Annotated in this window: 26 protein-coding genes, 1 tRNA gene and 1 other RNA gene; 16 read left to right on the forward strand and 12 right to left on the reverse strand. The window is 65.7% G+C overall.

The genetic code is table 11. The features are described from left to right. The first annotated feature begins 710 nt into the window (after positions 1-710). From EA472_RS23555 to EA472_RS19030, 6 genes are all read left to right on the forward strand, one after another. On the forward strand, positions 711-2,132 hold the full coding sequence (locus tag EA472_RS23555) for a DUF58 domain-containing protein (RefSeq protein ID WP_124193109.1): 1,422 nt from the start codon (positions 711-713) through the stop codon (positions 2,130-2,132). Beyond that, on the forward strand, positions 2,132-3,595 hold the full coding sequence (locus tag EA472_RS19010) for a DUF7519 family protein (protein WP_124193088.1): 1,464 nt from the start codon (positions 2,132-2,134) through the stop codon (positions 3,593-3,595). The genes EA472_RS23555 and EA472_RS19010 overlap by 1 nt, the downstream gene beginning before the upstream one ends. Before the next feature lie 77 nt (positions 3,596-3,672). Then, positions 3,673-4,818 carry an AAA family ATPase gene (locus EA472_RS19015; RefSeq protein WP_124193089.1) on the forward strand — a complete coding sequence of 382 codons (1,146 nt, stop codon included), beginning with the start codon at positions 3,673-3,675 and terminating at the stop codon, positions 4,816-4,818. A 354-nt stretch (positions 4,819-5,172) separates the two neighbouring features. Next, positions 5,173-5,427 carry a double zinc ribbon domain-containing protein gene (locus tag EA472_RS19020; protein ID WP_243637906.1) on the forward strand — a complete coding sequence of 85 codons (255 nt, stop codon included), beginning with the start codon at positions 5,173-5,175 and terminating at the stop codon, positions 5,425-5,427. A 385-nt stretch (positions 5,428-5,812) separates the two neighbouring features. Further along, positions 5,813-6,157: a cupin domain-containing protein gene (locus EA472_RS19025; RefSeq protein ID WP_124193091.1), complete on the forward strand. Its 345-nt coding sequence runs from the start codon at positions 5,813-5,815 to the stop codon at positions 6,155-6,157. A gap of 495 nt (positions 6,158-6,652) precedes the next feature. Then, positions 6,653-6,997 (forward strand): four-helix bundle copper-binding protein, encoded by a 345-nt coding sequence (locus EA472_RS19030; protein WP_124193092.1) that lies wholly within the window; start codon positions 6,653-6,655, stop codon positions 6,995-6,997. 118 nt (positions 6,998-7,115) lie between these two features. On the opposite strand, the gene EA472_RS19035 is transcribed toward EA472_RS19030, so the two are convergent. Beyond that, positions 7,116-7,883 (reverse strand): Nif3-like dinuclear metal center hexameric protein, encoded by a 768-nt coding sequence (locus EA472_RS19035; RefSeq protein WP_124193093.1) that lies wholly within the window; start codon positions 7,881-7,883, stop codon positions 7,116-7,118. Positions 7,884-8,042: 159 nt separating this feature from the next. Here EA472_RS19035 and EA472_RS19040 point away from each other — a divergent pair, with 159 nt between their 5' ends. Then, a complete protein-coding gene (locus EA472_RS19040) occupies positions 8,043-8,948 on the forward strand; it encodes an acetamidase/formamidase family protein (protein WP_124193094.1) in 906 nt (301 codons plus the stop codon). A 20-nt stretch (positions 8,949-8,968) separates the two neighbouring features. Here the strand turns inward: EA472_RS19040 and EA472_RS19045 are convergent, their stop codons facing one another. From EA472_RS19045 to EA472_RS19055, 3 genes are all read right to left on the reverse strand, one after another. Then, positions 8,969-9,307 carry a DUF7344 domain-containing protein gene (locus EA472_RS19045; RefSeq protein WP_124193095.1) on the reverse strand — a complete coding sequence of 113 codons (339 nt, stop codon included), beginning with the start codon at positions 9,305-9,307 and terminating at the stop codon, positions 8,969-8,971. A 112-nt stretch (positions 9,308-9,419) separates the two neighbouring features. Continuing rightward, the gene (speB, locus tag EA472_RS19050) at positions 9,420-10,271 is read right to left on the reverse strand and encodes an agmatinase (protein ID WP_124193096.1); all 852 of its coding nucleotides are present in this window, start codon (positions 10,269-10,271) and stop codon (positions 9,420-9,422) included. Further along, complete coding sequence (locus EA472_RS19055) at positions 10,271-10,645, reverse strand: translation initiation factor IF-5A (RefSeq protein ID WP_124193097.1); 375 nt, start codon at positions 10,643-10,645, stop codon at positions 10,271-10,273. The genes speB and EA472_RS19055 overlap by 1 nt, the downstream gene beginning before the upstream one ends. Positions 10,646-10,811: 166 nt before the next feature. Between EA472_RS19055 and EA472_RS19060 the strand changes: the two genes are divergently transcribed. Beyond that, positions 10,812-10,884 (forward strand) — tRNA-Arg (locus tag EA472_RS19060). A gap of 467 nt (positions 10,885-11,351) precedes the next feature. Here the strand turns inward: EA472_RS19060 and EA472_RS19065 are convergent. After that, entirely contained in the window at positions 11,352-11,630 is a 279-nt protein-coding gene (locus EA472_RS19065) for a hypothetical protein (protein WP_243637904.1), read from the reverse strand. A 79-nt stretch (positions 11,631-11,709) separates the two neighbouring features. Beyond that, positions 11,710-12,209, reverse strand: an RNA gene (gene rnpB / locus EA472_RS19070) — RNase P RNA component. Positions 12,210-12,314: 105 nt separating this feature from the next. Between rnpB and EA472_RS19075 the strand changes: the two genes are divergently transcribed. Next, positions 12,315-12,914 carry a TIGR00296 family protein gene (locus EA472_RS19075; protein ID WP_124193098.1) on the forward strand — a complete coding sequence of 200 codons (600 nt, stop codon included), beginning with the start codon at positions 12,315-12,317 and terminating at the stop codon, positions 12,912-12,914. A gap of 412 nt (positions 12,915-13,326) precedes the next feature. On the opposite strand, the gene EA472_RS19080 is transcribed toward EA472_RS19075, so the two are convergent. The 3 genes from EA472_RS19080 to EA472_RS19090 form a co-directional block, all read right to left on the reverse strand. Beyond that, a complete protein-coding gene (locus tag EA472_RS19080) occupies positions 13,327-14,478 on the reverse strand; it encodes a nicotinate phosphoribosyltransferase (RefSeq protein ID WP_124193099.1) in 1,152 nt (383 codons plus the stop codon). 90 nt (positions 14,479-14,568) lie between these two features. Next, complete coding sequence (locus EA472_RS19085) at positions 14,569-16,041, reverse strand: Hvo_1808 family surface protein (RefSeq protein ID WP_207891188.1); 1,473 nt, start codon at positions 16,039-16,041, stop codon at positions 14,569-14,571. A gap of 31 nt (positions 16,042-16,072) precedes the next feature. Next, the gene (locus EA472_RS19090) at positions 16,073-17,782 is read right to left on the reverse strand and encodes an Hvo_1808 family surface protein (RefSeq protein ID WP_124193100.1); all 1,710 of its coding nucleotides are present in this window, start codon (positions 17,780-17,782) and stop codon (positions 16,073-16,075) included. Positions 17,783-17,987: 205 nt separating this feature from the next. Between EA472_RS19090 and EA472_RS19095 the strand changes: the two genes are divergently transcribed. Both EA472_RS19095 and EA472_RS22650 read left to right on the forward strand, forming a co-directional pair. Next, complete coding sequence (locus EA472_RS19095; protein ID WP_124193101.1) at positions 17,988-18,566, forward strand: cysteine hydrolase family protein; 579 nt, start codon at positions 17,988-17,990, stop codon at positions 18,564-18,566. 172 nt (positions 18,567-18,738) lie between these two features. Beyond that, positions 18,739-18,900: a hypothetical protein gene (locus EA472_RS22650; protein ID WP_165874943.1), complete on the forward strand. Its 162-nt coding sequence runs from the start codon at positions 18,739-18,741 to the stop codon at positions 18,898-18,900. Positions 18,901-18,977: 77 nt separating this feature from the next. Here EA472_RS22650 and EA472_RS19100 read toward each other — a convergent pair whose 3' ends face one another. Then, on the reverse strand, positions 18,978-19,547 hold the full coding sequence (locus tag EA472_RS19100) for a DUF6789 family protein (protein WP_124193102.1): 570 nt from the start codon (positions 19,545-19,547) through the stop codon (positions 18,978-18,980). 319 nt (positions 19,548-19,866) lie between these two features. On the opposite strand from EA472_RS19100, the gene EA472_RS19105 reads away from it, so the two are divergent. Beyond that, positions 19,867-20,223: a hypothetical protein gene (locus EA472_RS19105; protein WP_124193103.1), complete on the forward strand. Its 357-nt coding sequence runs from the start codon at positions 19,867-19,869 to the stop codon at positions 20,221-20,223. 214 nt (positions 20,224-20,437) lie between these two features. Here the strand turns inward: EA472_RS19105 and tatC are convergent, their stop codons facing one another. Next, positions 20,438-21,358, reverse strand: a complete 921-nt coding sequence (gene tatC, locus EA472_RS19110) for a twin-arginine translocase subunit TatC (protein WP_124193104.1) — start codon at positions 21,356-21,358, stop codon at positions 20,438-20,440. Positions 21,359-21,508: 150 nt separating this feature from the next. Here tatC and EA472_RS19115 point away from each other — a divergent pair, with 150 nt between their 5' ends. Together EA472_RS19115 and EA472_RS19120 are read left to right on the forward strand one after the other, a co-directional pair. Continuing rightward, positions 21,509-23,839 carry a twin-arginine translocase subunit TatC gene (locus tag EA472_RS19115; RefSeq protein WP_124193105.1) on the forward strand — a complete coding sequence of 777 codons (2,331 nt, stop codon included), beginning with the start codon at positions 21,509-21,511 and terminating at the stop codon, positions 23,837-23,839. Between the two features lie 145 nt (positions 23,840-23,984). After that, positions 23,985-24,161 carry a ribbon-helix-helix domain-containing protein gene (locus EA472_RS19120; protein ID WP_124193106.1) on the forward strand — a complete coding sequence of 59 codons (177 nt, stop codon included), beginning with the start codon at positions 23,985-23,987 and terminating at the stop codon, positions 24,159-24,161. Positions 24,162-24,327: 166 nt separating this feature from the next. Here the strand turns inward: EA472_RS19120 and EA472_RS19125 are convergent, their stop codons facing one another. Continuing rightward, on the reverse strand, positions 24,328-25,140 hold the full coding sequence (locus EA472_RS19125; RefSeq protein WP_124193107.1) for a 23S rRNA (uridine(2552)-2'-O)-methyltransferase: 813 nt from the start codon (positions 25,138-25,140) through the stop codon (positions 24,328-24,330). A gap of 205 nt (positions 25,141-25,345) precedes the next feature. Here EA472_RS19125 and EA472_RS19130 point away from each other — a divergent pair, with 205 nt between their 5' ends. Both EA472_RS19130 and EA472_RS19135 read left to right on the forward strand, forming a co-directional pair. Then, on the forward strand, positions 25,346-26,026 hold the full coding sequence (locus EA472_RS19130; protein ID WP_243637905.1) for a nucleotidyltransferase domain-containing protein: 681 nt from the start codon (positions 25,346-25,348) through the stop codon (positions 26,024-26,026). Further along, positions 26,019-26,531, forward strand: a complete 513-nt coding sequence (locus tag EA472_RS19135) for a DNA-binding protein (RefSeq protein WP_124193108.1) — start codon at positions 26,019-26,021, stop codon at positions 26,529-26,531. Before EA472_RS19130 ends, EA472_RS19135 begins: the two co-directional genes overlap by 8 nt. Positions 26,532-26,736 lie beyond the last annotated feature (205 nt).

Here is a 26,736-nt window from a genome sequence, read left to right on the forward strand (position 1 = left end):
ACGGCGACGCGCCCGCCGTTCCCTGGGCACCGGACGAGCCGTTCGCGGAACCGGCACCCGAACGCACCGATCGCGATCCGCTGCTTTCGAGCGACGAGCTCGCGAGCGTGATCGAAGCGGCCGGCGCGACGGCCCGCGCGGAGGGAACCGTCGACGACGGACTCGCCGTCGCCCGCCCGCACCTTCGAACGGCGCTTCTGGAGGCGCTGGTCGCGGGTGGAAACTCGCGGTCGACCGCGGAAGCGACGCTCGCGGACGGCTCCTGGACCGACGACGAGGTCGCCGCGGCCGTCCTCGACGAGGGAATTCGCGCCCCGGATCGGCGATTCCGCGAGCGGGTGGTGGCGTGGCTGTTTCCCGAGCGCGTCGTCCGCCGACGAATCGCCCGGACGATGGACGCGGTCGCCGCCGCCGCAAACGACGCGATACCGGTCGTCGCGGGTCAGAACGCACCCCGGACCGTTCCGGTCGTCGCGCCCGGGCTGGCGGAACTGGTCCGTGGTGCGGACGGACGGCTCCAGCGCGCGGTCGATCCGCGCGCGACGGCCCGCGGTCCCCGGCCGCCTCGAGTCCGCCTCGGTCGGTCGGACGACCGGTCCGAGGGGACGGACGACGAGCAACCCGGACGACGCGACGACGGGGCGGACGAGTCGGACGAATCGCCCCTCGAGTCGGTCGTCACGACTCGACAGCGTCGCTGGCGGGGGGCGGTGGCGGCCGCGATCGTCCTCGTCGGGATCGGCGTCGCGAGCCGGAACGGTGTCTTGCTGCTCGGTTCGATCGTCCCGCTGTCGTACGTGGCCTACGGCGCGCTGTCGCCGCCGGTCGTTCCGACCGGGCTCTCCGTCCGGCGATCGATCTCGCCGACGCCTGCGCCGCCGGGCCGACCGGTCACCGTCGCGCTCTCGCTGACCAACGCCTCCGACCGGACGCTGTCCGACGTCCGCCTGGCCGACGGCGTTCCCGGGGAACTCGCCGTCCACGAGGGATCGCCGCGCGGCGCTGCGACGCTCGAGCCGGGCGAATCCCTCTCGATCGAGTACGTCGTGGTCGCGCGCCGCGGCGACTACGAGTTCGATCCCCCCCAGGTCCGGATCCGAGGGCTCGGCGCCGGAGCGGTCACGACCGCGACGCCGACGACGGCCGGCGACGACGCGCTCCGCTGTCGGCTCGATACGAACGCGCCGCCCCTCGAGCGGACGGGGACCGACCGCGTGGGTCAGCTGTCGACGGATCGACCCGGCGAGGGGGTCACGTTCCACTCGACTCGCGAGTACCGGCCCGACGATCCGGCGGATCGAATCGACTGGCGACAGTACGCCAAACGCGGCACGCTCGCGACCGTCGACTACGAGCGCAGCGTCGCCGCGACGGTCGTGCTGGTCGTCGACGCGCGCGAACCGAACCGGGTCGTCGCCGGCCCCGGCCAGCCGACGGCGGTCGAACTGTCGGCCTACGCGGCGACCCGAACGCTGTCCGACCTGCTCCGACGCGGCCACGAGGTCGCTGTCGCCGCGATCGGCCTCGAGGGTCCGGGTCCGGCCGGTCTCCACTGGCTCGCCCCCGGATCCGGCCGCGTTCACCGATCGCGCGCGCTCGAACTACTCCGGACGGCGACCGACGAAGCGAATCGGCCGACGGCCGATCCCTCGACGGAGCCGTCTCCGCTCGCCTCGACCCGGACCTCGAACTGGAAACGGACGACCGAAGCGGCGACCGACGGGGCCGACTCGGCCGGCGGCGACCGGTCCGTCGAAACGACGGCTCCCGACGCACAGATCGGACGGCTGCTCCGGCTCGCACCGGCGGGAGCACAGCTCGTGTTGTACTCGCCGGGGCTCGACGAGTACCTCCTCGAGGCGGTCGAAACCTGGCGCTCGGACGAACTGGCGGTCTCGCTCGTGTCACCCGACGTCGTTCCCGAAAACACCGTCAGCGGACAGTACGCACAGATCGAAAGGCGGACGCGTCTCGCGCGCTGTCGATCCCGGGGCACACGGACCGTCGACTGGCGGCGAGGAACGCCGCTCCCGCTGATCGTCGAGTACGCCGTCGCGGCCGAATCGCGGCTCCCAACGGATCGACTCGCGACCGGCTCGAGTGCACCGCCCGGTGCCGGGGGTGATGGCTGATGTCGCTCGCCGGTCCGCGCCTCGACCGCCCGTCGGCGATCGGCGACGAGGGGCGACCACGGGCGACGAGCCTCGGAATCGCAACGCTCGCCGTCGTCGTCCCCGCGATCGCTGCCGGCTTCGTCGTCGGCGAGCCGACGCTGGTGACGGCGCTCGCAACCGTCGTCGGATTGGCCGTGGCGGGAATCGCGCTCCTCGAGCGATCGGGATTCGTCGAACTGTTCGTGGGTCACGCGTTCGTCGTGACGTTCGGCTCCGCGTTCGCGCTGCTGGTCGTCATCGCGCCGTTTTTCGGCACGCTCGGCGTCGCAGTTTCGGGGTTATCCCTGGCGCTTTTCGGCGTCGCGATGGCCTGGGCGGACGTCGGCGGGAGCGAACTCACGCGAGCCGTCGTCGGCTGCGGGCTGACGTACGGCTCGCTGCTCTGTTCGTTCGTCGCCGTCGGAGTCACGGTCGGTCTCGCGGTGCTGGCGCTGGTGGTTCTGGGCGCCGTGACCGGGGCGTCGACGCCGATCGGTGCGCTCGCCGGATTCCTGCTCGTCGCGATCGGAACCGGCTGTTCGCTCGCGCTTTCGCTTCGGTTGCTTCCGTTCCGTCAACTGACCCCGCGGAGTCGACGTTCTCGCGTCGAACGGCGGCTGCGAACCGCGGGATGGACGATCGGGATTGCGACGCTCGGGGCGTTCGTTCTGCTCGTCGCGGTGGTCGGTTTGCTCGTCGCCGGCCCGCTCTCCGACGGATCGCTCGGCGTTTCGATTCTCGACGCGATCCTGTCGGCGCTCTCGTCCGTGGTCGTCGTCGGATCGGTCGCCGCGGTCGGTCTCGCCAGTCTGCTCGCGGGGGTAACGGCGGCCGGCGTCCGACTGCTCACTCGTCGACCCGGTCCCGACGCGACCCGGTGGAGCGCCGCGGTCGCCGTCGGCTTCGTGCTCGTGTGTCTCGCCGTCGCGGCGACGGTGCTGGTGTTCGCCGGCGCGGCCGTCGGCAATCCGCTGGTCGTCGTCGGCGTCGGAACGATGGCATCGGTCGTAGCCACGCTCTTGCTGGTCGGTCCGATCGCGTTCGCCGTCCTGATCGGCGCGTTCGCAGTCGGCGTCGCGCTGCGTCTGGTCCCCGACCGCGCGGGTGGACCGACGCTCGCCGCGGTCGGGCTCGTCATCGCGGCGATCGCGCTCTCGTGGCACGACCCGACGCTGACGTTCGTCTGTCTCGCCGGGAGCGCGCTCGTCTGGGACGTCTCGACGTACGGACTCGGGCTCACCGCGGAACTCGGACACCTCCCGGAAACTCGCCGTCTCGAGCTGTTCCACGGCCTGCTCTCGGTCGCCGTCGCAGTCGGCGCCGTTCTCGTCGCGATCGGCCTCCAGACGGTTCGAGGGGGGATCGCCGGAACCGCCGCGCCCATCGCGCTCGTCGCGGTCGGCGTCGGCGCGCTCGTCCTGTTGCTCCCGCTTCGCGGCTGACGGCTGTGCGGAGCCCGTCCGCGCCGACAGATGCCAGCGAAGCGAGGCTTCTTGAACGTCTAGCTCGACTGTCCGATATGGACGAATCGAACGTGACGCCGGAGGAGGGTTCGAGGGCCGTCCGCGCGGTTCTCGAGCGCGTCGAGGACGCCGCCGTCGTCGACCGTCGCGTGCTCCACGCGATCTTCTCGGCGATACTGGCCCGCGGACACGTCTTGCTCGAGGACGTGCCCGGAACGGGAAAGACGGTAACCGCGCGCGTCGTCGCCGAATCGATGGGCCTCGAGTTCACCCGGATCCAGTTCACGCCCGACCTGCTTCCTTCGGACGTGACCGGGTCGACGGTGTACGACGAACACGCCGGCGAGTTCGAGTTCGCGAGGGGCCCCGTCTTCTCGAACGTCGTCCTCGCGGACGAGATCAACCGCGCGCCCCCGAAGACCCAGGCGGCGCTGCTCGAGGCGATGGAAGAACGCCAGGTCAGCGTCGACGGGACGACCTACGACCTCCCTCGCCCGTTCGTCGTCATCGCGACCCAGAATCCGATCGAACAGGAGGGGACCTTCCGGCTCCCGGAGGCCCAGCGCGATCGGTTCAGCGTCAAGACCTCGCTCGGCTATCCCGACGTCGACGGCGAGCTGGGGCTGCTCGAGCGTCGGGCGAACCGCCGGACGCTCGCCCCCAGCGTCGAGCCGGCGATCACGCCGAACTCGGTTCGCGTTCTCCAGTCGCTGACCGAGGCCGTCGAGGTCGATCGGGGCGTCAGACGGTACATCGTCGAACTCGCGCGCTCGACCCGACGAGACGAGCGGACCGAGATCGGCGTCTCCCCCCGGGGGGTCCAGCGGGTGTTCGAAGCCGCTCGAGCGGCCGCCGTCGTCGACGGCCGGACGTACGTCGCGCCCGACGACGTCAAGCGCCTCGCGGAACAGACGATGGCCCACCGGATCGTCCTGACGACCGAAGCGACCGTCGAGGGGGTCGACGAACGCGACGTCGTCGGGGACGCCCTCGATTCGGTCGACGTTCCGGCCGTCTCGCCGGACGCACCCGGTACCGAACCGGACGAACTGGCCGAGCCGAGCGATCGGTCGAACGAGTGCGATCGGCCGTCCCGAGAACGAGCCGATTCCCTACCCGACGACGACGCGTCGGCCGGCGTCGATCCGCAACCGTGGGTGGATTCCCCCCTCGAGTCGGAGTCGGACGCGGGACCGAACTGATAGGGATTAGCGTAAACCCTCGTACTTTCCAGTGTGGCAGGTCACAGATATGTTGAAATCGCCGTGCAAAATATAGAGGGTGAATGCAGCACGACGGCTCTGTTTGTTTCATACCGAAATCAGTGAACCATCCGCACACTACACGTGCGAAATGAGCGCTGAACAGCCCATCAAAAATAAAACATATTCAGAATATCGTGCTGAATACACAGCGCGAATGTAGCACGGGCTAACTGGCGATCTGCGGGGCTAGTGATCACCAGCACAGACAGAGAATGCAACGTGATTTTCTCTGTTAGAATAATAGGATTAATAATGATGGTAGGAGAAGGTATTTATACGGGGTGTCAAAGCATGGGCGCAAATAAAATACCGAATAAGGCCGATAGCAGTGAGGAATTGTATGAATGTCGAAATTGTGGTGAAAATCTTCCAAAAGACGTTGATGAATGCCCTAACTGTAACCGGCAAGAGGTTGCGTACTACGTATTGGAGATGGGCAGTAGTGAAGAATTGTACGAATGTCGAAATTGTGGTGGAAAATATACGATGAATTTTAATAACTGTCCTAACTGTGGCCGGCAAGAGATTGCATACTATCGATTCTAAGCGCTCTATATGGGGGATTTAGAGAAGAGGGGGGCTCTGACAGTTTCGTTATAGCCATTAGTAAGTGGCGTTCAATTGATTTTCCGATTCAGACCCACTCTATTGGAAGAAACAATGTAATCTGCTATCTCTATCCTCTGGATCGGCCACGGCATTTATGGCAATGATCAGATAGTTCTGGTAGTGTGTGCTGAACTCAGGGCGCGAATGTTGCACGAAATCAGACTCGGTCAGCGAGGAGAGGATCAGTCAGTAGAGGTCGTAGATGTCACGCCGTAAATTGCAAGTTTCCTGTTATCTGTCAAAGCCGACGCGCTGAAGACAGCGATTTCGCGTCCTTTCCAGTGAAACAATTATCTCCTCTCCCAGCGTGCTACATATTGCCATGATAGATGAATTAGTGGTGAAATCGTTCGAGTCACCTGATGAGACGATGGCCCTCGAGAATGCGAAAGGTGAGTGTGTACAATTGGGGGAGCGGAAGTTCTGGTTGGCAACGGCAGAACCGGGATGGAAGTTCTCCAGAGATAACGGTCCCGATATGGGAACCGAGTGGTGCCCGTCTCCACACCGTCTGTACATGCTCTCTGGACAGATGACTGTTGAAATGGAAGATGGTACCCGGAAAACACTCGAGAAAGGCGATGTCGCCTTGCTTCCACCCGGACACGATGCATGGGTGGAAGGAGACGAGCAGGTTGTGTGGTTCGAGGAAGAACTCGACGGATAATTTCTCCCACAAACCTTCCTGTGACTACGTGCGTTGAATGTAGCAGAACATATTTACTGTGATTGGCAGAACCATCGATGGTCAATACGCACGTCTAGTGAGCAGATAGTTCACCGATTCCCGCGCGAAACAAACGAAATCGCCGTGCTGCACTAATGCTCCATATGCAGCAGTCGGTTTCTGACACCTATCCGAGAGGTAGGTAGCTGCTCCGGTAACGCCTTCGCCTATACTGAGCGATCTACACTGTTGCAAATCGGGCAAGGTTCAGTGCGACATTCGCGCTGTGTATTCAGCAAATCCTATCTCTCAACTGCTGGAGAGAAGCGAAGTAAAACTATGAGCTGTGTTGCTAGTCCCTATGAGTCGTCCCGACCCGAGTCGGGACGGGGCTGCGACGTTCCGGTCGGAGCCGCCGGGACCGTTCGCGGGGCACTCGAGCGCTTGCACTCGCCCGGCCCAGCTTGATGAACGGATTCGGCGTGGGTTCGCGTGATGGCGCTCCAACAGATCGAACACGCGGACGACCACATGCAGGAGTGTATCGACAACTGTTTCGAGGCGGCCCAGGTCTGCGAGTGGTGTGCCGACGCCTGCGCCGACGAGGAGGGGATGGCCCGCTGCATCCGACTCTGTCGCGACGTGGCCGACGTCGCGTCGCTACACGCCCGGTGGATGGCTCGCAACTCGGGGTACCACCGCGAGCTGGCGGCGCTCTGTGCCGACGTCTGCGAAGAGTGTCTCGAGGAGTGCGAACGCCACGATCACGACCACTGCCAGGCCTGCGCCGAGGTGCTCCCGGACTGCGTCGAGAGCTGTCGCGAGATGGCCTCCGCGTAACGCCACCGACTTCGGTCGTCTCTCCCGGGTTCGCCCGAGGGATCGGATGCCGACGCGAGCGAGAGTCGCCTCTCCGACGCGACGAACCGTCAATTCGCGGCCGTCACGGTTTCCCCGATCACAGCCCCGTCGGGACCTCGAGGTACGTCGTCTCGAGTCCCCACCCCTCGACGACGTCCGAAAGCGCCCGGACGCCGAACGTCTCGGTCGCGTAGTGGCCCGCCAGGACGACGTGAATGCCGGCCTCCCTTGCCTCGTGGTAGACTTGCTGTTTTCCCTCGCCGGTTACCAGCGCGTCCGCACCGACGTCGACGGCCTCGTCCAGCCAATCGGTTCCGCTGCCGGTGACGATCGCTACGTCCTCGATCTCGTCCGTGCCGAACCCGAGGTGCCGTACCGATCCGTCGTCGCCGATCAGTTCCGACTCGAGTCGATCCCGGAGTTCGTCCGGATCGAACGGCGTCTCGGCGGTTCCGCGCTGACCGATGTACTCCGGGCCGTACGCGCCGAACGGCTCCCGATCCTCGAGTTCGAGGACGTCGGCGACGCCGGCCGCGTTCCCCAGCCGCTGGTGGCCGTCGAGCGGTAGATGCGAGACGTACAGCGCGAGGTCGTTCTCGATCAGCGCCGCGATGCGGTCGTGCGTGCGACCGGTCACGCGCTCGAGATCGCCCCACGAGATACCGTGGTGGGTGACCAGTACGTCGGCATCGGCGTCGACTGCGCCCTCGATCGTCTCGAGGACGCCGTCGACGGCGAACGCGACGCGGTCGATCTCGCCCGCGTCCGGACCGACCTGCAGCCCGTTCGCGCTCGCGTCCAGTTCGGCGTAGTCGTCGTGGCGCAGTTCGTCGTCGAGTCGGTCGACGAACGTCGAGAGCTCCATACTCCTCGATTGTCCCGCCGACGGTATGTATCCATTCGATCGTCGCCCGACGTCGACGGGTCGCTTATCCGTGACCGCAGTTCGAGCCAGTCGGCCACCGTCCCGCGTCGCAGTCGATCGAGGGACCGATTTACGGCGATCGGCGCCGATCGTACGGGTATGCCACGACGAACCGTGAGTCACGAGGACGGTGCGATCTACGAGTTCACCCCGGAGCTCGAACCCGTTGGGACGGTCGAGCCGGGAACGGAGGTAACGATCGAGACGCGGGACAGCCTGGACGGTGCGATCCAGAGCGACTCTGACGTGATCGACGCCGTGCCCGACGAGGTCAACGCCGCGACGGGACCGATCGCCGTCGAGGGCGCGACGCCCGGCGACGTCCTCGCCGTCCGGATCGAGGACGTCAGGGTCGCCGAAGACCAGGGGCGGGTGATCACGATCGACGGGTTCGGACTGCTCGACGGCTACGACGAGATCGACGCGCCGCGGACGCGGATGACGCCCGTCGAGGACGACGCCATCTCGTTCGACGACTTCGAGATCCCGATCGAGCCGGTCGTCGGAACGATCGGCGTCGCGCCCGCGGGCGAATCGTACACGACGCTCGTTCCCCACGACCACGGCGGTAATCTCGATACGACCGACGTGACCGCGGGCAACGCGATCTACTTCCCCGTGTTTCAGAAGGGGGCGATGCTCGCGATGGGCGACTGCAAGGCGGCGATGGCCGACGGCGAGATGTGCGGAACCGGCTCCGAGATCGCCACCGAGATCGACGTTACGCTCGAGGTGATCGAATCCCCATCGACGACGATCGAACGCCCGCTGATCGAGACGTCGGACGCCTGGAAGACCGTCGCGAGCGCGGAGACGCTCGAGCAGGCCTGCGAGCGCGCGAACCTGGACGCGATCGAACTCCTCTCGGCCGCACACGGCTTCGATCTCACGGAGGCGTACATGTTCTCGAGTCTCGTCTGCGACCTCGAGATCAGCCAGGTCGTCGATCCGCTGGTGACCGTCCGGAACGCGATCCCGAAGGCGTACCTTTCGTCGCCGCTGTGAGCGGCGGAATCCGGCCGACGTCAATCCGCGTCGATCGCGTCGGCGACCTCGATGACGGGCGACAGCGTCCGCTCGGGGTCCGCCGTCACGACGATCACCTCTGTGGAGGGCGCGTACTCGATCAGACCGTGGTCCTCGAGCCGCGGCAGGTGATTGTGAACGAGGTCGATTCGAACCCGCTTTCGAACCCGCCGATCGACCGGCTCCTCGCGTTTCCACGTCGACAGTTCCCCGACCAGTTCGTCGACCGTGATTCGTTCGTCGACGTCCAGTCTGTCCAACACGTACCGTCGATGGGGATCCGACAGGAGCTCGTACGCCGTTTCGCTCGAGAGCGTGCCATTCTGGGTGGGTGCCATACCCCGGCGTACGACGTCCCCACTTCCAACGTTTGAGCCTTACTAGTAGGGTAGGTATCGAGTTTTGAGTGTCAGGTCGTCGAACCGGTCGACGGACCGTGAGGTTCCGCCGTCATTCGCGATCTGCGCGCGCGAAGACGAACTCCCGCACGAGCTTTCCCGCCAGCGACGCGGCCTGGCCGTCGTCCCGGTCGTTGACCTCGACGACGTCGAACCCGTCCGCGTGCGGTCCGACGGTCCGAACGACGTCGCGCATCTCGCGGGGCTCGAGACCGAACGGCTCCATCGTTCCGGTTCCCGGTGCGTACGCGGGATCCGCGCCGTCGATATCGACGCTCAGGTAACACGAACGGGAGCCGAGCCGACTCCCGAGGTCGAACGCCGTGGCTTCTTCGGGCGGGACGACCGTCACGTCGCCGCCGTCGGCTCGATCCCACTCGGCTTCGCTTCCCGTGCGCGCGCCGACGACGATCGCTTCCTCGACCGAGTCGACGTCCTCGAGGATTCGCCGCGTCACGCAGGCGTGAGATAGCCGGTTGCCGTCGTACTCATCGCGAAGGTCGAGGTGGGCGTCCAGACAGACGAACACCTCCGGTTCGACGGCGCGAACGCCCGCGAGCGAGACGGTGTGTTCGCCGCCGAGGGTGATCGGAACGGCGTCGTCCCAGACGACGTCGCGCAGCGTCCCTTCGAGGAACTCGAGGTAGGCTTCGGCGTCGTCCCACGCGTAGACGTCGCCGTGGTCGACGACGCCGAGTTCGGAAAAGTGTTGGTCGGTTCGACGGTCGAAATCGTCGAACGTCTCCGCGTACGTCCTGATCCGTCGGGGACCGAACCGGGTCCCCGGCTGAAAGGTCGTCGATACGTCCAGGGGCGCACCGACGACCACGAAGTTCGCGTCCTCACGGTCGATTCCGCCGGCCGCGTCGCCAGTCTCGCGCTCGTCGGTCGCCCCGGGAAACATCAGACGATCTTTCGCTGGTCTTCCATCTCGAGGAACTCGATCTCGTCGTCCGGCGAGACGTCCTTGTCTTCGGGGATGCGCATCGTCATCGTTTCGTACGTCTCGAGGTCCATAACCTGCATGTCCTCGCCGTCGACCGAGACGACCTGACCCTGTTTGCGCTCGATGATCGGCACCCAGATCTTGGCGTCGACGGGCTGGGAGAACGACCGCTTTTTGCCGTCGAAGACGCCGCGGGCTTCCACTCGTGCCTTCGCGCTGCCGTGTTTGCCGGGCTTTGCCGTCGAGTAGGAGTCGATCTTACAGGGCGCGTCGTCGATCATCACGTAGCTTCCCTCCTGGAGATCGCGAACCTCGTTCTGCTGTTTCGCCATACCGCGCAGTAATCAATCGAGGGCCATAAACTGATTGGATGCACGCGAGGCGAAAAACGGGCTCCGACGAACCGGCGGGACTCGAGGCGTCACCGGCCGAAATCGCGGGCAACGGTCTACCTCCTTTCGAAAGGGCTTTAACTGCTACGGGGTTACGAAGAGATGAGTCCTGATAGGGTAGTGGACTATCCTCTTGGCTTGCGGAGCCAGGGACCGGAGTTCAAATCTCCGTCAGGACGCTCACTTTGTGCGAGCGCTTCGCGTTGCTCAGCGCTCGCTACGGCGTTCGCGTCCTGACGTGCCTTACGCTCACTGCGTTCGCGTAAGACTCCGTCAGGACGTTTTCAACGACACACTATCTGGGAGATTTGAGCAGACCAGTGCCTGCCCGCACAGTCGAGCGAAGCGGACGAGCAGGATCCTCTGGACGTGTTCAAATCTCAGTCAGGACGCTCACTGCGTTCGCGTAAGACTCCGTCAGAACGTTTTAAAGACACGACACTTCGAGCGAAGCGAGGAATCCGCGTCGCTGGCCGTACCGTCGGGCTTCACTTTTCGTACAGATTCCTGGAACGATTCACCGGCGCAACCGCCGCCTGGGTCGCGGTTGCGCCGGTACCGGCTTACAGTAAACCGTATCAGGGACTGGCGGCGCTCGTCTCGTCCGAAACTCGAGTCGGCACTACGAGGAAAACGGTTTCGCCGATCAGGGAGGCGATCGGTCGACGTCATCGTTGACGTCGACGTGGTGTACCGCGGCGGGCGACGGCGGCCGGTTTCCCTCGAGCTCGAGCCGGCCGTCCGCGTGGATGAGCACGGGGTCTTCGTAGAGCGGCTCGTCCGCGGCGGCTTCGTCGTAGATGGCGGCCTCGGGTAGCCACTGGTGACGGGTTTCGCTTCGCGCTCCGGATCGGATCGCGGGAGGTGGGCGGCGGAAACACCGTTGGAACTCGACGCCGACAGCGTCCGGACTCGATAGTCGCACCGGTGGCCTGCGTTTCGCCGTCGGCGAGCGGATCGTCCATCCGGTGGCGGACGACGCCGTCGCTCGAGGAGTGTGGAGTAGGTGAGAGGAGTAAGCCCCCTTCTGTTCGTACCGGCATTCGGCTGAGCGTCCGCCCCGTCCGCGGCGAAGCCGCGGGACGTTCGGGCTACCACGGGACGGACTTGCACCGGTGAGGGTTCGCCGTTCCATCGATCCTCGGCCGTCGGCGCGGTCGATCGCGACGATTCGGATTCCCGTGCGTGACACGAGAGTCCCGTTCGCGATCCGTGGTCTTGAACCACGATCGTCGACCGCACGTCGTGCGCCGGTCCGCGCTTCCCTCTGCGGGTTACCTTCCCTTCCTTGCGGTCGGGTTCGCGCGCGTCATCGGTCGGGCCGAGACGTGTCGTTTCTGTTCCAGAGCCAGCGGTCTCCCGCTCCGGACTTGCGCCCGGTCACCCGCCCGAACGGGTGGGGGGACTTTCCTCGCGAGCGTTGCCCGACTCGGAGAGTCGCGCAACGGAACTGTGGTCGCGTCGTTGCCAACGCGACCACCGCGGCAGCCGGTCTCTCTCTCCCATCCGCAGTAGGAGACGGGACGGAATAAGTCCCCCGATCACCCCCTGGTATGAACCTCGAAACGAATGGAAGCGTTTTAGGACGATTACTTCCATGTACTGGTGTATGTCCCAGCGACAGGGCGTCGACCTCTCCTACGAGGACGGTGCGCGGGCCGTCAAACTCGCGCGCGAAGCCGTCGAATCCTACGTACAACACGGGCAACGAGAACAGCCGGGTAGCATGCGCGAGGCATTCTACGAGCGGACGGGCGCGTTCGTCCGCCTCGAGTCCACGCGCGGCCGGGGCAGCCTGCGGGGCTGTGCCGGCGGCTACCGGTCGGGCGACCAACTCGGGCACGTCATCGTCGACGCGGCCATCGAGGCCGCCAGCGAGGACTCCTGTGGCTCGGAGGTGAGCCCGTCGGAGCTGTCGAACATCACCGTCTCGGTCTGTGCCGTCCGGAACGTCGTTCTGACCGACGATCCGCTGGCGGACCTCGAGCTCGGAACCCACGGCGTCGCCATCGACGGCGGCGAAGGTGGCTGGCTCTACCCGACGGTGCCCGTCGAAAACGGCTGGAGCGAGCGCGAGTACCTCGATCGAACTTGCCGGAAGGCAAAGCTCGCGCCGGGTGCCTGGCAGGGCGACGACGTCGTCGTCACGCTCTTCGAAGGACAGGTGTTCCGCGAGCGAGACGCCGACGGCAGCATCGAGCAGGTCTGAGCCCGGCGGTTCAGTCGAACGGCTGCGACCTCGAGTGCTCCAGTAGCCGTCGCTTTTGGGCCGATCGTCGCGTCGCCGCTCGACCGCGACGAGGGCGGGTATCGACTCGGACGGCAACTGCAGGACGATCCGGAGCGCGAACGGACGACGACCACTCGCGCGACGACACGCCCGCACGGCGCGAGCGATCCGCCGAACACCGACGTCACGCACGCGGGCAACCCGACGAGTGAAACGAGCGGGCCGAGAGCCAGTTCGCCAGCGCACACGACGACGCCGACGGCTCGTTGGTGAACGCAGCCACGGTCGTCGTCGGCCGACCGTCGATGCGTTTCTCACGCGAGTGCGTGAGCCGCGTCAAACGATCGGAAACGGCTGCCGGAATCAAAACGATCGGAAACGGCTGCCGGAGTTACCGGTCGAACCCGACCGCCTCGGCGTCGGTCAGACACCGCTCGCTCGCGTCCTCGAGATCGAACTCGCGGACGATCTCGCCGTTTCGGACCAGCGGCTCGAGCAGCGCCTCGCCGTCGGTCGGCGGGTCGCCGTCCGCGAGAGAGACGTGGTGGCCGCCGTCTGCCGTCCGGTACACCTCCTTGACGCCCGAGAGTTTACCGCGTTTCGAGACCGGTTCGCCCTCGACGGCGACGATGTCGAGGCTGAAGTCGACCGCGTCCGCGTCGGTGATGTGGCTGCCGACGCCGAAACCGTCGGCGACGTCCCGAAGCGATCGAATCGCCGCCGGATCGAGTCCGCCGCTACAGAAAACGTCGACGTCCTCGAACCCTCTCGCGTCGAGTTCCCAGCGAACTTCGCGGACGATGTGGCGGAAGTCGCCCCGACGGGAACCGGTCGTGTCCAGTCGCACCCCGTCCAGTCGGTCGCCGAGGGTCTCGGCCGCGAGCAGGCTCTCGCTGACTTCGTCCCAGAACGTATCGGTCAGCGCGATCCGAGGAACGTCTTCGGACACGGCCTCGTCGAACGCCCGCCAGGCCTCGTCCTGATTCCCCTCGCCGAAACAGAACATGAGCGCGTGGGGCATCGTCCCGCCCGCCACCCGGCCGAGCAGTTCGCCCGCGGCGACGTGAGAGAAGCCGTCCAGTCCGGCCACCAGCGCGGCGCGTTCGACCGTCGCCGCGATCGACGGGTGGACGTGGCGCGCCCCGAACGAGAGCACCTGCGAGTCGGGTGCCGCCAGTCGCGCCTCGAGCGCCGCGGTCGCGAACCCGCTGGGCTGGGAGAGAAAACCGAGCAGCGACGTTTCGAGCGCGGCGAACTCGAGGTACGGCCCCTCGATTCGCATCACCGGTCCGCCGTCGAACAACTGGCCGTCGGGGAGGGCGTCGGCGTCGACGTTCCGGCCCTCGAGCAGCGTCGCGACGTCGTGAACGCCGGAGAACACCTCGAACGAACCGGTTGGAAACTGGTCGGCGGTCACCTCGGCGACCACGTGCGGGTTCTTCCCGGCGTACTCGAGCGTCTCCCGGGTGCGCTCGAAGTAGGCGTCCGTCGCGGTTCCCGCGAGAATCGCGTCGGGGGGAACGGTTCCGAACGGATGTGACATAGCGTCGGTTTCCCGTGCTGAGCAAAAAAGCTACCCGTCCTCGGCAGCGTTCGCGGTCGATTCGGGGTGCGTTCGATCGAGATCGGACGATCAGCCGACGGCCGATCCTGCGGTCGGGGCGTCGCTCGACCCAACGGTCGGGGCGTCGACAGCGTCGTCGGAACCGAGCGCGCGATCGTCGGCTGCGGCGTGAAGCTCCGCGAGGTCGTCGACCGTCGGCGCGCCGACGATCTCGACGAGCGCGTCGCTCGTCGTCACGCGATAGGCTCCGGCGAACGGTTCGTCGTCCGGTACCGCGTAGACCGCACCATCGTCGGTCTCCTCGAGTCGATCCGCGCCGCGGTTCTCGAGGAGCGTGCGGTAGGCGTCGGCGAACGCGTCGGCGTCGTCGGGGGTCTCCCAGGCCAGTTTCCAGACGTGTCCCGTCCGGTCGGGATCGTCGACGTCCTCATAGACCCGGAAGCTGTCGCCGGCCCAGCCCGTCGTCGCCGGAGACGTGTAGTTGTACGGCGATAGCTCGGTACCGCCCTCCGTGAGCGGCCGATCGACGACGTCGTTGGCCCAGATCGTCGCGTAGAGGGTCGCCTCGCCGACGGTCTCGGTCCGGGGATCGTCCTCGCCGTTCGCGTTCGCCGTCGGTTCCCCACCGCTGACGGACGGCGTCCAGTCGTCGCTCGAGCGATCGGGGACGTCGACGTCGAGCGGTCGGTCGTCGGGGTACCGCTCGGGGTGGATCAACTGGCTCGTGCTCGTCGGTCGCTCGTCGTGGGCGCGGTCGACGGCTTCCCAGCCGCCGGTCTCGTGGAGGTGTGCGACGAACGCCGGCCCCTCCGAGTACGGCGCGAAGATCGAGAGGAACAGCCCGACGTTGAACGGCCGCTCCTCGAGTTCGTCCGCGTCGTCGGGCTCTCGCTCCAGGTCGGCCACGCACTGCCACTGCTCGCCACAGCGCTGGTCGTACAGGTACGGAACGTAGTTCGCTTCGCCCTCGATCAGCCCGTTTTCGGCCCGGCGTTCGTCGATCGTCTCGCCCTCGCTCCCGAGCCCGAACCGCTGGTCCTGGAGGGCGTGGGTCAGTTCGTGGACCAGCGTCCGCCGATCGACGCGGACGCGATCGCTGTCGTCGGTGACCAGCACGACGCGGTCGCTCGTGTAGTAGCCGGCGACCGCGTCGCCGTAGAGTTCGTCGAACGCCCTGTTCGGATCGGTTTCACCGTCGACCAGGAAGGTTCCCCGCCAGAGTTCGTTCTCGAACGCCGACGCGTTGGGACTGTCGCTTCGTCGCTCGCGGTACTGCGCTCTCGAGACGACGTCCACTTCGACGTCGCGCTCGAACTTCGTCCCGCGAATCACCTCGATTCGGGCCATCGATCGGTACGTGACCGCCTCGAGTTCGTCCTCGGTGAGCCCGTCGCTCCCGTCGAAGGCGAAGACGTCGTCGTGGGCGTACGTTCCCACGTATCCGAGCTCACGGTCGGTGTCGAGCTGACCCGGCGTCCCGGGGAGCGTACACCCCGAGAGGACGACGAGGACGACGACCGCAAACAGTCGAGCACGACCCATTGCGACTCCTTTCGCCGTTCGGCTCAAAGGTTCATCGCTCGCGGGTCGCGTCGTCGACCGTCTTCCGGTTCGAGTCGACGTCGGAGACGGCGCGTCGGCGGACGACGATCGCGACGCCGGTCCCCGCGACGACGGCTCCGGCGACGACGACCGAATCGGCGCTCGATCCGCCGCCGCCGATCGCGTCCGCGGCGCTCGCCTCGCTCGTGGAACCGCCTTCGACACCGCCCGTTCCGTCGTCGCTCTCGAGGCCCACGCTCGCGTGTTCGTCGGAGGCGGCGACCGCGTCGACGCCTTCGAGGTCGTCGACCGACGGCGCGCGCACGATCGTCACGGACCGATCGTCGCGGTCGACGTAGTACGCGCCGGGGTAGCCGTCGTCGATCTCGAACGCGTTCGGCCGGTCGTCGACCGCCTCCGCGTCGTGGGCCGCGAGCAACTCGAGATAGGCGTCGCGGAACGTCGCCGCGTCCTCGTCGGTCTCCCACTCGCTGTGCCAGACGTAGCCGGTGCGGTCGATCGCGCCGGCCGACTCGTTCGTCGGATCGACGTCGGCGCTGACGTAGGTGACGAGGCGATCGCCGGCCCATCCGTCGGTCTGGGGTTGATCGTACTCGTACCCCACGCCGTCGGTGACGAACGCCTCGCGCTCGATCACCGCGGAGCGATCGGAGTCGAACGCGTCGGCCGCGAACATGGCGACCATGCCGACCTCGCCGACGGTCTCGGTCGCGGTCTCGCCGTCGACCTCGAGTTGCTCCCAGTCGTCGCTCGAGCGGTCGGGGACGTCGACGTCGACCGGTTCGCGGTCCTCGCTCGGTCTGATCACGTCGGCGCTGCTGGCCGGCGGATCGTCGTAGGCCGCGTTCACGGCGTCCCAGCCGTCGTCCTGCTCTCTGAGGTACTCGACGTAGTCGGGACCGTCAGCGTACGGTTGATAGACGATCAGGTACAGCCCCCAGTTGAGATCCGACGATCCGGCGGCGCTCCGCTCGGACCGAACGCAGCTCCACTCGGCCCGACAGAGCCGCTCGTACTCGGTTTCGACCCACACCGCGTCGCCTTCGATGAGGCCGTTTTTCGCCGCCGACTGGTCGATCGTCTCGCGGTCGTACTGCGAGAGGTCGAACTGCTGGTCCTGCAGCGCGTGAAGCAGCTCGTGACCGAGGACGATCTCGTCGGTCTCGGGGGCGTCGGGACTGTCCGAAACGAGGACGACCTCCTCCTCGCCCGGATCGTAGTAGCCGTCGACTGCACCGCCGTAGAGCGATTCGAACTCGTCTTCGGCGTCGGTCGCCCGGTCGACGACGAACAGCGCCTCGTAGTTGACGTTCTGTTGGAGCCGCTCGTCGTCGGTCACGTCGACGAAGAGGTCGTCGCTCTCCGCTCGGTACTCCTCTCGGGAGACGACCTCAACGTCGACGTCTTCTTCGAACGTGAGTCCCCTGATCTCCTCGACGCGGGCCATCGACCGGTAGACGACCGCCTCGAGTTCGTCCTCGGAGAGGGCGGCGTCGTCGCGGTCGTCGACCGGCAGTTCGTCGTCGTGCCAGTAGCCCTCGACGTAGCCGACGGTGTCGGTCGTCGACGGCTCGTCGGTCCGGTCGTCGGTCCCGTCGGTTCCGGGCGGGCTCGAGCCGTCGGAGATCGGGCCGAACAGCCCCGCGCCCGCGACGACCAGGACCGTCGCCGCCGCCAGGAGCACGACGGCGACCAGCACCCGCGTTCGCGTCGATTTCATCCGGTCAGATAGCCGTCCGTATGGAGCCGATCGCAAAAAGCACGGCGGTCAGTTCGTCGCTGACCGGTTCGCCTCTCTCCGCTTTCGCGGCGATGCCTCGCCCCCGTCTCGAGTGCGACCGACACGTTGGGCCAGGAGCCCGCCGGGATCGACTCACACCGACCTCGCCGCGAACGTTTTTACGATCCCGTTCGAACCGTCACGTATGAACCTCGAGCCAGCGCGCACCGCGGTCGTCGTCGTGGACATGCAAAACGGCTTCTGTCACCCCGACGGCTCGCTGTACGCCCCCGGCAGCGAGGCGGTCGTCGAGCCGATTCGGGAACTGGTCGGTCGGGCCCACGAGGCCGGCGCACGCGTCGTCTACACGCGGGACGTCCACCCGCCCGAGCAGTTCGACGACGCCTACTACTACGACGAGTTCGACCAGTGGGGCGAGCACGTCCTCGAGGGATCCTGGGACGCCGAGATCGTCGACGAACTCCCCGCCACGGACGCGGACCTCGTCGTCGAAAAGCACACCTACGACGCGTTCCACCGGACGGAACTCGAGGGGTGGCTGAACGCCCGCGGAATCGACGACCTGGTCATCTGCGGGACGCTCGCGAACGTCTGCGTCCTCCACACGGGCGGCAGCGCCGCCCTGCGGGACTTCCGGCCGATCATGGTCGAAGACTGCATCGGTTCCATCGAAGACGATCACCGGGAGTACGCCCTCGAGCACGCCGAGTGGCTGTTCGGCGAGGTCGCACGGAGCGACGACCTCGCGTTCGCGGCCGAGTGAGCCGCGTTCGGAGCGAGCGCAAGCACGAACGAAAGAGGAGTCGAGAGAGTTTTGCTCGGGACCTCCCAAGCGTTCGTATGAACGATGGAGACGGGACGGCTGGAACGAGACGGAGCGACGCGGCGTCGGCGGACAGAGCGACGGAGCGACGCGGCGACGCGGGTGGCCGCGAATGAACCGCCGTCGTCTCGGAACGATGTACCTCTTCGGCATCGCGCTCAACGGCGCGGCACTCGTGACCGCGGCCTCGACCGGCGCGACGCTGTACGCGGTCACCTTCGGCATCGTCATGATCTACCTCGGTCTACGGTACTGGATGATCTCGCGAGAGTGATCCACCCGCGGCGCGTCGAGCCTCCGGAGTGTCGTCGTCTCGAAGCGGAGCAGTTGCCGTCGTCGTCCGGTGACGCGTTAGTTGCCGTCGTCGTACTCGTACTCCGTTTCGGGGTCCGCGACGCCCTCCGTACGCGATCCGACCCACGCGCCGAGCGCGAGCCCGTAGACGAGGTGGCCGGCGTGAAACAGCGCGAGTTCGTCGCTCTCGAGGCGGATGTCGAGCAGTTCTTTCAGCATGAACTGCGAGCCGAACGCCGAGAGGGCCATTCCGTAGACGGTTCCCCAGACGAGCCCTCGCTGTTCGGCCTCGATCGAACGTTCCGCGTCCTGCAGGGCGAACAATCCGCCGAACACCGCGCCGGCTTGCATCCCGTAGACGAAGTGCAACACCAGTCCGGCGATCGGATGGTTTTCGGGGTCGCCACCGCTGACGTACTGCGCCCAGAAGTTCGCCGACGGCGGCAGCGATCGCAGGATCGGCAGCCTGAACGCCGTCATGATCAGCGTCGCGACGAATCCCGCCTGCAGCCCCCGGACGGCGGCGTACAGGGCGTGCTCGGCGCGCGATCGGTCGTCGACGACCGCAGCCGGATCGTCGCGTTCCTCGGTCGGTGACAGCCGTCGCAATCGATCGGATACGGACATCTCGAGGTGTGAGCTACCACGGACGGCGACTTAACTCCGGTGCGGGTCACTGCAGCCTCCCGGTCGAACTGCCCGGTCGGATCGACCGCGCGATCGGTCTCCGTTCGAGACAAAGCAAGCGATCGACTCGAACGCTCCGTCGAAACGACCGGCTCCGATCCACCGAACCGTCCGAAACTCCCGAAGTTCGGTGGACGACCGCCCACAATATAATCGGATTTCCGGTGGCGAATCCTCGATACGCGGATTTTGTCGATACTGTGCGGAAATATTGCACTATACGACACGAACGTCGGCTTCGGATCGGTATCTGTGACCGATGGACGCAGACGTTCCGCCCGGGTGGACGACCGAAACGAGCCGGAGCTACGTCCCGGCAGACACCGACCGCGAGCTGGAGTACCGGACGTACCGCCACGACTCCGGAGATTTGCGACTGAAAGTCGCCCCGGCGGCGCTCGAGGAGGACGACCACCCTGGGTACGCGCTAACCGCCACCAGCTACCCGGAACTCGATTTTTCCGAGACGATCCGGATCCGAACGGTCCTCACGTTCGCCCGGTGCGATCGAATCGCGCGGCAGTTCATGGAACTGTTTTCCGCCAGCTACGACGGACCGGGCTCCCTCGAGGACGCCCTCGAGTACGCCTCCCGGCGAACGCGAGCCCACCGGTGAGCGAAGCGACTCCGACGGGCGACGCGCTCGAGTGATCAGTCGGCGTTCGGTCTCGAGGGGAGGCCGTGAAGTGCACGGCGAAACTCGTTTCGACGCGAACGAGCCTGCGACGCGTTTCTCGGACGGGATGCCGTCACCGAGTACCGGTGTGACCGCAGACGGGTCGCGGTCGAACCGGCAACGAGTTCAATCGTCCGTCTGACAGCAGACCGTCTCACTCGCGTCCGACCCACTTTAGCACCAGCAGCGTCCCTTCGAACAGCAGGATCATCGTGATCGCGACGAGGATCGGCGCCATCATCGTCGGGTCCACCGTGAACATGAACGACAGCCCCGCGAACGCCGCCCAGAAGTAGAGTCGCTTCTCGACCAGCCATCGGCGGGTCGTCACGCCCATCATGATCGCGAGCATGATGAACAGCGGGATCTGGAAGACGATCGCGAGGAATCCGGTCAGCGTGATGATCAGGTCGAAGGTGTCGCCGAGCGCGTACGCGATGTCCGCGCTTCCCTCCGCGTAGAACGTGAAGTACTCGAAGAGGATCGGCAACACGAGCACGTACGAAAACAGCATGCCGACCGCCGCGAGCACGACGCTCGTCGGGACGGCCGCGAGGTAGTACTTGCGCTCGTGAGGGTACAGTCCCGGGCGCATGAACCGGTAACACTCGTAGACGAACGCCGGCAGCGCGATCAGAATTCCGAGCAGCGCCGAGAGCTTGATTCGCGTCAGCCACAGCTCGAGCGGGTGGTAGACGTGCGGTGGCGGAACCTGGTCGATCTCGTAGGGAAAGACGTTGAGCCAGATGTACTCGATCGCCTGCGAGGCCCACAGCAGCCCGACCGCCGTCCCGGCCGCCCCGAAGAGCACGACGACCGCGAGCCGGAGGATCATCTCCTCGATGTGATCGGCCAGCGGCATCTCCTCGTCGTCGGGCGGCGTCGAGATGCCACCGACGTCGTCGTCGGGCTCGGGGAAAGACGACTCGGACGGCTCCGGATCGTGACCGACGACGCCCTCGCCGTCGGTCTCGAGCGGCGGCTCGCGCTCGTCCGAGCGCGACGGCTCCTCGGACGTCTCACGCGGCTCCTCGGGGGTTTCGTCGTCCCCTTCGTCGACCGGCTCCTCCGCCATCTATCGAGATATAGATAGGCGGCCGGTTATAGGCCTTTTTCTTACGAGCACCGCGGGAGAGTGACAAGGGCCGACGACCGCGAGCCGGCAGATCGACCGGTACCCACTCGAAAGGTTGATAACTGGATGTCAGTTACCCACAGACAGCAAATGAGTTCTGCCGTCGGCGAGGATACCGTACGGGCCGTCGCCACCGGACGGGAAACCCTCGGCGCGATATTCTCGAGCGCTCAGACGCACCTCCAGAAGGTGTTCATCGTCTTCACTCTCGGCTTCGTCGGCTCGTTTTACGCCCTGCGCGTCTGGATCTGGGATTTCCTCGAGGAGACGGCCAAAGCGGAGATGGGACAGTACGTCGCCGACTCGACGGACATCATCACGCGGACCCCGTTCGAGGTGATTCTCCTCCAGGCGAAAATCGGGCTGATCGTGGGCGTCCTCGTCGCGATCCCGGCACTGTTGTACCTCTCGCGCGAAGCGCTCCGACAGCGGGGATACGAAAGCGTCGTGCCGATCTCGCGAACGTACCTCGTCGGCTTCGCGACCGCCTCGTTCGTGCTGTTCTGGGGCGGAATCGTCTACGCGTACGGCATTTTCTTCCCCTACGCGTTCGACTTCCTCGCGTCCAACGCCGTCAACGCCGGCGTCAAACCGAGCTTCGGCATCACAGAGTTCACCGAGTTCATCGCGCTGTTGACGCTGTCGTTCGGTCTCGCCGCCCAGCTACCGCTGTTTATGGGTGTCCTCTCGTACACCGAGATCGTCCCCTACGAGACGTTCCGGGACAGGTGGCGCCACGCCATCGTCGCCATCACCGTCTTCGGCGCGATGTTCTCTCCGCCGGACCCGTTCACGCTCATCATGTGGGCGATGCCGATGGTCGCCCTCTACGTCTTCAGCCTCGGACTGGCGAAGCTCGTCACGAACATTCGAAGACGCGGCGCGGCCGAGACCGACGGGACGGGAACCGAACACTTCAAGGGGCTCATCCTCCGGTTCGTCGCCGTGCTCTCGGCGGTTGCGGTCGCGGTCTCGGTCGCGGTCAACCGGGGCGCGTTCGCGTACCTCGAGGAGTCGGTCTATCCCCAATTCCCGGCCGCCGTACGCCCCGAAGACGGCGGCACGCTCGAGTCGATCGCGCTCGAGTACGGCCTGCTCGGCGACGTCGCGGCCGGGCTGGCCGTGGCCGCGGGCGTCGGCGTGTTGATCCTGTTCGTCTACACCGTCAAGGTGTTACAGTCGCCCGTCTACCCCCGCGAGGGCGACATCAGACGCGCCGAGACGCCCGACGACGTCGATTTCGAGATGCTCGCGGCCGACGACGTCGAGGAGGTTCCGTCGACCGTCTTCCTCGCGATGGAAGAAGACGACGCCCTCGAGTACTCCCGACAGGCGATGTACGACGACGATCGGGAGAAAGCCCAGGCCATTCTGAACCGCTTCGATACGCTTCAGGCCGAGGCGGCCCAAGCCGACGACGCGCCCGAGGGCGACGGGAGTGACGCTGCCGGCGAAAGCGCCGACGCGGCCGAACCCGAGGAGGAGGACAACGTCTTCGCGAGCACCGCCGCAGGGATGCTCGATCCGTTCACCGAAGAGGAGACGACGGAAGACGACATCGGCGGCTACGCCTACGACATCGCGTTCGTCTTCAACAGCCTCACGTCGAAGATGTTCCGCATCGTCGGGCTGTTCATGCTCGTCATGGGCGGGACGTTCGCCTGGCTCTACAGCGGCGGGCTCGGACGCATCCTCGAGACGTTCCTGGACCGGGTTCCGGACTACGTGCTCGAGGAGGTGGCGGTCCGAAACGGCGTCGATCCGGAGGGGCTGTCCTTCCAGGAACTGATCATGCAGATGGACATCGTCATCGCGTTGCACCCCGTCGAGGTGCTGATCTTCGAGGTGAAGGTGAGCGTGCTCGCCGCGATCATCACCGTCCTGCCGCTGGTGCTGTACTACGCGTGGCCGGCGATGAAAGAGCGCGGGCTGGCCTACGGCGATCGACGGATCTTCGTCGTCTGGGGCGGCTCGCTGCTCGGCGGGTTCGCGTTCGGGACCTACCTCGGGTTCTTCTGGGTCGCGCCCGCCGTGATCTCGTATCTCGTCTCCGACGCGATCACCAACGGAGTGGTCGTCTCCTACCGGATCAGCAGCTTCTTCTGGCTCGTCATCTTCACGACCGTCGGCATCGGCTTCCTGTTCAACATCATCGTCACGATGGCGCTCTTTCACGTCGGCGGCATCGTCAGCTACCGAACCATGCTCGCCGGCTGGCGGCCGGTCGTCGTCGGCATCTTCGTGGTCGCGGCGTTCGCCAGCCCGAAGGGGATCCTCACGATGTTGCTGTTTGCCATCCCGATCGCTCTGACGTACGTGCTCGGACTGGCCGTCCTCTACGTGCTCACCGGCGGCGGTCGGCTCTTCGGCGGCAGCGGCGGCGGTGGGCCGTCGATCGAGACCGGCCTCTTCGGTCGGTAGTCGACTGGCTTCGCCGGTCCGAAACTCCCGGACGAGATCGCCGTACCGTCTCGCAACGCCGCCTCGAGTCCCGTCGAGAGGGACGTCGATACCCAACGTACGCCGATACCCAACGTATATTGTCCGCCTATTCGCTAGCGATCACATGCCCAAAATTAGCGTCGAAATTCCCCAGGAACTGCTCGACGATCTGGACGAACACGTCGGTGACGACGGCAAGTTCGTCAACAGAAGCGACGCGATCCGCGCTTCGATCCGCAAGAACCTCGACATCCTCGACGAGATCGACGCCCGCCACGACCGCCTCGAGTCCGACGAGTGACCGGAACGCGCCGGCTTCCGATCCGTCGCGTTCCGATCGGTCGTCCAGACTACTCCGTTTCGCACGGAGCCGTTTCCTCGCGTGTACACGGCGACGTCGACCCCACCCGCGCTTGGATAACCGTCGACGGGTACCCGCCGTTCCCGCCGGAGCGGCGGGCAACCGGTCAGTCGCGATCGAGTCGCCGTGCGAATCCGAAGTTCGGCTTCACGTCCTCGACGCGGACGTCGACGACGTCGCCTTCCTCCGTCGCTGGGACGAACAGACGGTAGCCCTCGACGGAGGCGATACCGTCGCCCTCGCTGCCGACGTCGACGATTTCGACCTCGAGTTCGTCGCCGGGTCGAACGGGAGCGGTCAGCCGTCCTTTCCCGACGAAGTACGTCTCCGAGGACTCCTTTCGCGAGGCCTCGGGGCTCGTCGCCCGGACGTACTGGAACTCCTCGTCGAGGTCCGCGCGAAACTCTTCGACGTCCGGCCCGTCGAAGACCTTCACCACGAAGTCGCCGTCGGCGGCGAGCAACTCGAGTGCCGTCTCGAACGCCTGTCGGGCCAGATGCAGCGATCGGGCCTGATCGAGCGAGTACTCGCCGGACATGTTGGGTGCCATGTCCGAGAGGACGACGTCGACGGGACCGCCTTCCGACGCGCTCTCCGCGTCCGCCACGGTTCCGCCGGCCGTCTCGACCACGCGGTCCCGCGTCCGATCCGCGGTCATGTCGCCGCGGATCGTCTCGACGGTGTCGTGGTCGTCGAACTCCTTGATACGCTGGAGGTCGACGCCGATTACCGTTCCCTCGGAGCCGACCTCTTCGGCCGCCACCTCGAGCCAGCCACCCGGTGCGGCTCCGAGGTCGACGACCGTATCGCCTCTCGAGAGCACGTTCTCGAGGTCGTCGAGCTGTTTGAGCTTGTACGCCGCCCGACTTCGATACCCCTCCTGTTTCGCCCGGTTGTAGTAGTCGTCCTTTCGTGTCATGAATACCTCACCGAGATTCGTGACGCGTTCACGAGGGTCGGCGAATCCACGTTCATACGAGAGGAGACGTCGCCGACCCGGAAAGGTACATCGGATGGTGCTGGTAGCGCGTCGTCCCCTCCGGTCGTGGAATTCCTCAAACGCGTTCGCTGGCTCGTCTGTCCCACCGGAAAGCTATTGTCTCACCAAGTGGAACATGTAACGTATGACGAGACAAAGAGCGGTGACCGACGAGACGAAGCAAGCCACGATCGGGCTTCCGATACCGACTCCGGATCCCGATTTGTTCCGCCACACGGCAACTGACGACCTGCTCCGGCTGTTACTCGACAATCCGTACGAGCAGTTCACGATCCGCGAGCTAGGGCGACTTACCGACAACGCGGCCCAGTCAGTCAAGCGGGCCGTTGACGTCCTCGAAGCCAATGACGTCGTCGTGGTCGAGAGCGAGGGGAATCGTCGACTCGTCGCCGTCAACCGAACTCGCGTGACGAAGCCCGACGATCCAGTCCTTCGCATTCCCCAGCCGGAGTACCATCCACCAGTCCGTGCTGCACTCGACCGGATCCGCGACGAGCTCGGAGACGTGGAGGGCGTCCTCGTGTTCGGGAGCGTCGCCCGAGGCCGTGCCGACCGCCAGAGCGACATCGACCTCTGGATACTGGCCGGCGACCGCGTCGAGCAGCATCGCGCCAACGAGGTCGCGAAAGAACTCGGAGAAAAGCGGTTCGACGGCGACCGCTACGAGTTCCAGATCCTCGTCGAGACGCCGGAGTCGGCACGCGGCCACGGTGACCGGCTTCGAGAGATCTTCGCCGACGCGATAACGCTCGTGGACAGCGACACCCTCAGCAACCTCAAGCGTGAGGTGATGGGTGATGCCTGACGAACCCGATGACCTCGTCGATGCAGTCGCACACGCCGAGGACGCCTTCACCGGCCAACTGGGTCGTCCCGACTACGAGGACGGACTCGATCCGAATGCTCACGATCCCAACGTGATCCAACTTCGGAAGGCGTGCCGCCTCCTCGACGCGTGCCGTCTGCTCCGCAAGCACGACGGCTACCATACGAGCGTCATCGAAATGTCTTTCGCTGCCATCGAGCGCACTCTCGAGTTCTACGCGCTCACCGCGTCGAACGATACGATCGACGACTTCCGCGAGGGACACGACCGGGCGTACGACCGCGGTGCCGATCTCCATCTCGTCACCGATGAAACTGCGCGGCGGATGAAGCAACTCTACCGCGACAACCGCGCAGCGGCGTACTACCGCGAGACAGTCGCTGCCGCTCAACAGGCCGATGCGATGTTCGATCTCGCAGTGGCCGTCCACGACTACGTCAAGAACTTCGCACAACTCGCACACGAGTGTCGCTGTCAGAACTAGTGCGTCCCAAGCCTGAACTGATGAGCGAAATCATTCGGTGTGGTTCGATTTCGCTCATCAGTCGACGCTTGGGAGGGTACTAGTGGACCATCCAAGAAGTTCGTACCCGGTTAGTCTGGAGTCGTTATCTCCTCAGATGACGTAGAGTGAACAGACCCGACCGAGGAAGAACGTGTCTCCAGGCCCTAACCCAGTTACAATCACG

The sequence above is a fragment of the Natrarchaeobius oligotrophus genome, from assembly GCF_003841465.1.
Taxonomy (GTDB): domain Archaea; phylum Halobacteriota; class Halobacteria; order Halobacteriales; family Natrialbaceae; genus Natrarchaeobius; species Natrarchaeobius oligotrophus.

What these genes read in the sequence shown, in the direction of transcription:
- EA472_RS19010 (WP_124193088.1), top strand. Translation starts at nt 2,132, where the DNA reads ATGTCGCTCGCCGGTCCGCGCCTCGACCGCCCGTCGGCGATCGGCGAC.
- EA472_RS19015 (WP_124193089.1), top strand. Translation starts at nt 3,673, where the DNA reads ATGGACGAATCGAACGTGACGCCGGAGGAGGGTTCGAGGGCCGTCCGC.
- EA472_RS19020 (WP_243637906.1), top strand. Translation starts at nt 5,173, where the DNA reads ATGGGCGCAAATAAAATACCGAATAAGGCCGATAGCAGTGAGGAATTG.
- EA472_RS19025 (WP_124193091.1), top strand. Translation starts at nt 5,813, where the DNA reads ATGATAGATGAATTAGTGGTGAAATCGTTCGAGTCACCTGATGAGACG.
- EA472_RS19030 (WP_124193092.1), top strand. Translation starts at nt 6,653, where the DNA reads ATGGCGCTCCAACAGATCGAACACGCGGACGACCACATGCAGGAGTGT.
- EA472_RS19035 (WP_124193093.1), bottom strand. Translation starts at nt 7,883, where the DNA reads ATGGAGCTCTCGACGTTCGTCGACCGACTCGACGACGAACTGCGCCAC.
- EA472_RS19040 (WP_124193094.1), top strand. Translation starts at nt 8,043, where the DNA reads ATGCCACGACGAACCGTGAGTCACGAGGACGGTGCGATCTACGAGTTC.
- EA472_RS19045 (WP_124193095.1), bottom strand. Translation starts at nt 9,307, where the DNA reads ATGGCACCCACCCAGAATGGCACGCTCTCGAGCGAAACGGCGTACGAG.
- speB (WP_124193096.1), bottom strand. Translation starts at nt 10,271, where the DNA reads ATGTTTCCCGGGGCGACCGACGAGCGCGAGACTGGCGACGCGGCCGGC.
- EA472_RS19055 (WP_124193097.1), bottom strand. Translation starts at nt 10,645, where the DNA reads ATGGCGAAACAGCAGAACGAGGTTCGCGATCTCCAGGAGGGAAGCTAC.
- EA472_RS19075 (WP_124193098.1), top strand. Translation starts at nt 12,315, where the DNA reads ATGTCCCAGCGACAGGGCGTCGACCTCTCCTACGAGGACGGTGCGCGG.
- EA472_RS19080 (WP_124193099.1), bottom strand. Translation starts at nt 14,478, where the DNA reads ATGTCACATCCGTTCGGAACCGTTCCCCCCGACGCGATTCTCGCGGGA.
- EA472_RS19085 (WP_207891188.1), bottom strand. Translation starts at nt 16,041, where the DNA reads ATGGGTCGTGCTCGACTGTTTGCGGTCGTCGTCCTCGTCGTCCTCTCG.
- EA472_RS19090 (WP_124193100.1), bottom strand. Translation starts at nt 17,782, where the DNA reads ATGAAATCGACGCGAACGCGGGTGCTGGTCGCCGTCGTGCTCCTGGCG.
- EA472_RS19095 (WP_124193101.1), top strand. Translation starts at nt 17,988, where the DNA reads ATGAACCTCGAGCCAGCGCGCACCGCGGTCGTCGTCGTGGACATGCAA.
- EA472_RS22650 (WP_165874943.1), top strand. Translation starts at nt 18,739, where the DNA reads ATGAACCGCCGTCGTCTCGGAACGATGTACCTCTTCGGCATCGCGCTC.
- EA472_RS19100 (WP_124193102.1), bottom strand. Translation starts at nt 19,547, where the DNA reads ATGTCCGTATCCGATCGATTGCGACGGCTGTCACCGACCGAGGAACGC.
- EA472_RS19105 (WP_124193103.1), top strand. Translation starts at nt 19,867, where the DNA reads ATGGACGCAGACGTTCCGCCCGGGTGGACGACCGAAACGAGCCGGAGC.
- tatC (WP_124193104.1), bottom strand. Translation starts at nt 21,358, where the DNA reads ATGGCGGAGGAGCCGGTCGACGAAGGGGACGACGAAACCCCCGAGGAG.
- EA472_RS19115 (WP_124193105.1), top strand. Translation starts at nt 21,509, where the DNA reads ATGAGTTCTGCCGTCGGCGAGGATACCGTACGGGCCGTCGCCACCGGA.
- EA472_RS19120 (WP_124193106.1), top strand. Translation starts at nt 23,985, where the DNA reads ATGCCCAAAATTAGCGTCGAAATTCCCCAGGAACTGCTCGACGATCTG.
- EA472_RS19125 (WP_124193107.1), bottom strand. Translation starts at nt 25,140, where the DNA reads ATGACACGAAAGGACGACTACTACAACCGGGCGAAACAGGAGGGGTAT.
- EA472_RS19130 (WP_243637905.1), top strand. Translation starts at nt 25,346, where the DNA reads ATGACGAGACAAAGAGCGGTGACCGACGAGACGAAGCAAGCCACGATC.
- EA472_RS19135 (WP_124193108.1), top strand. Translation starts at nt 26,019, where the DNA reads ATGCCTGACGAACCCGATGACCTCGTCGATGCAGTCGCACACGCCGAG.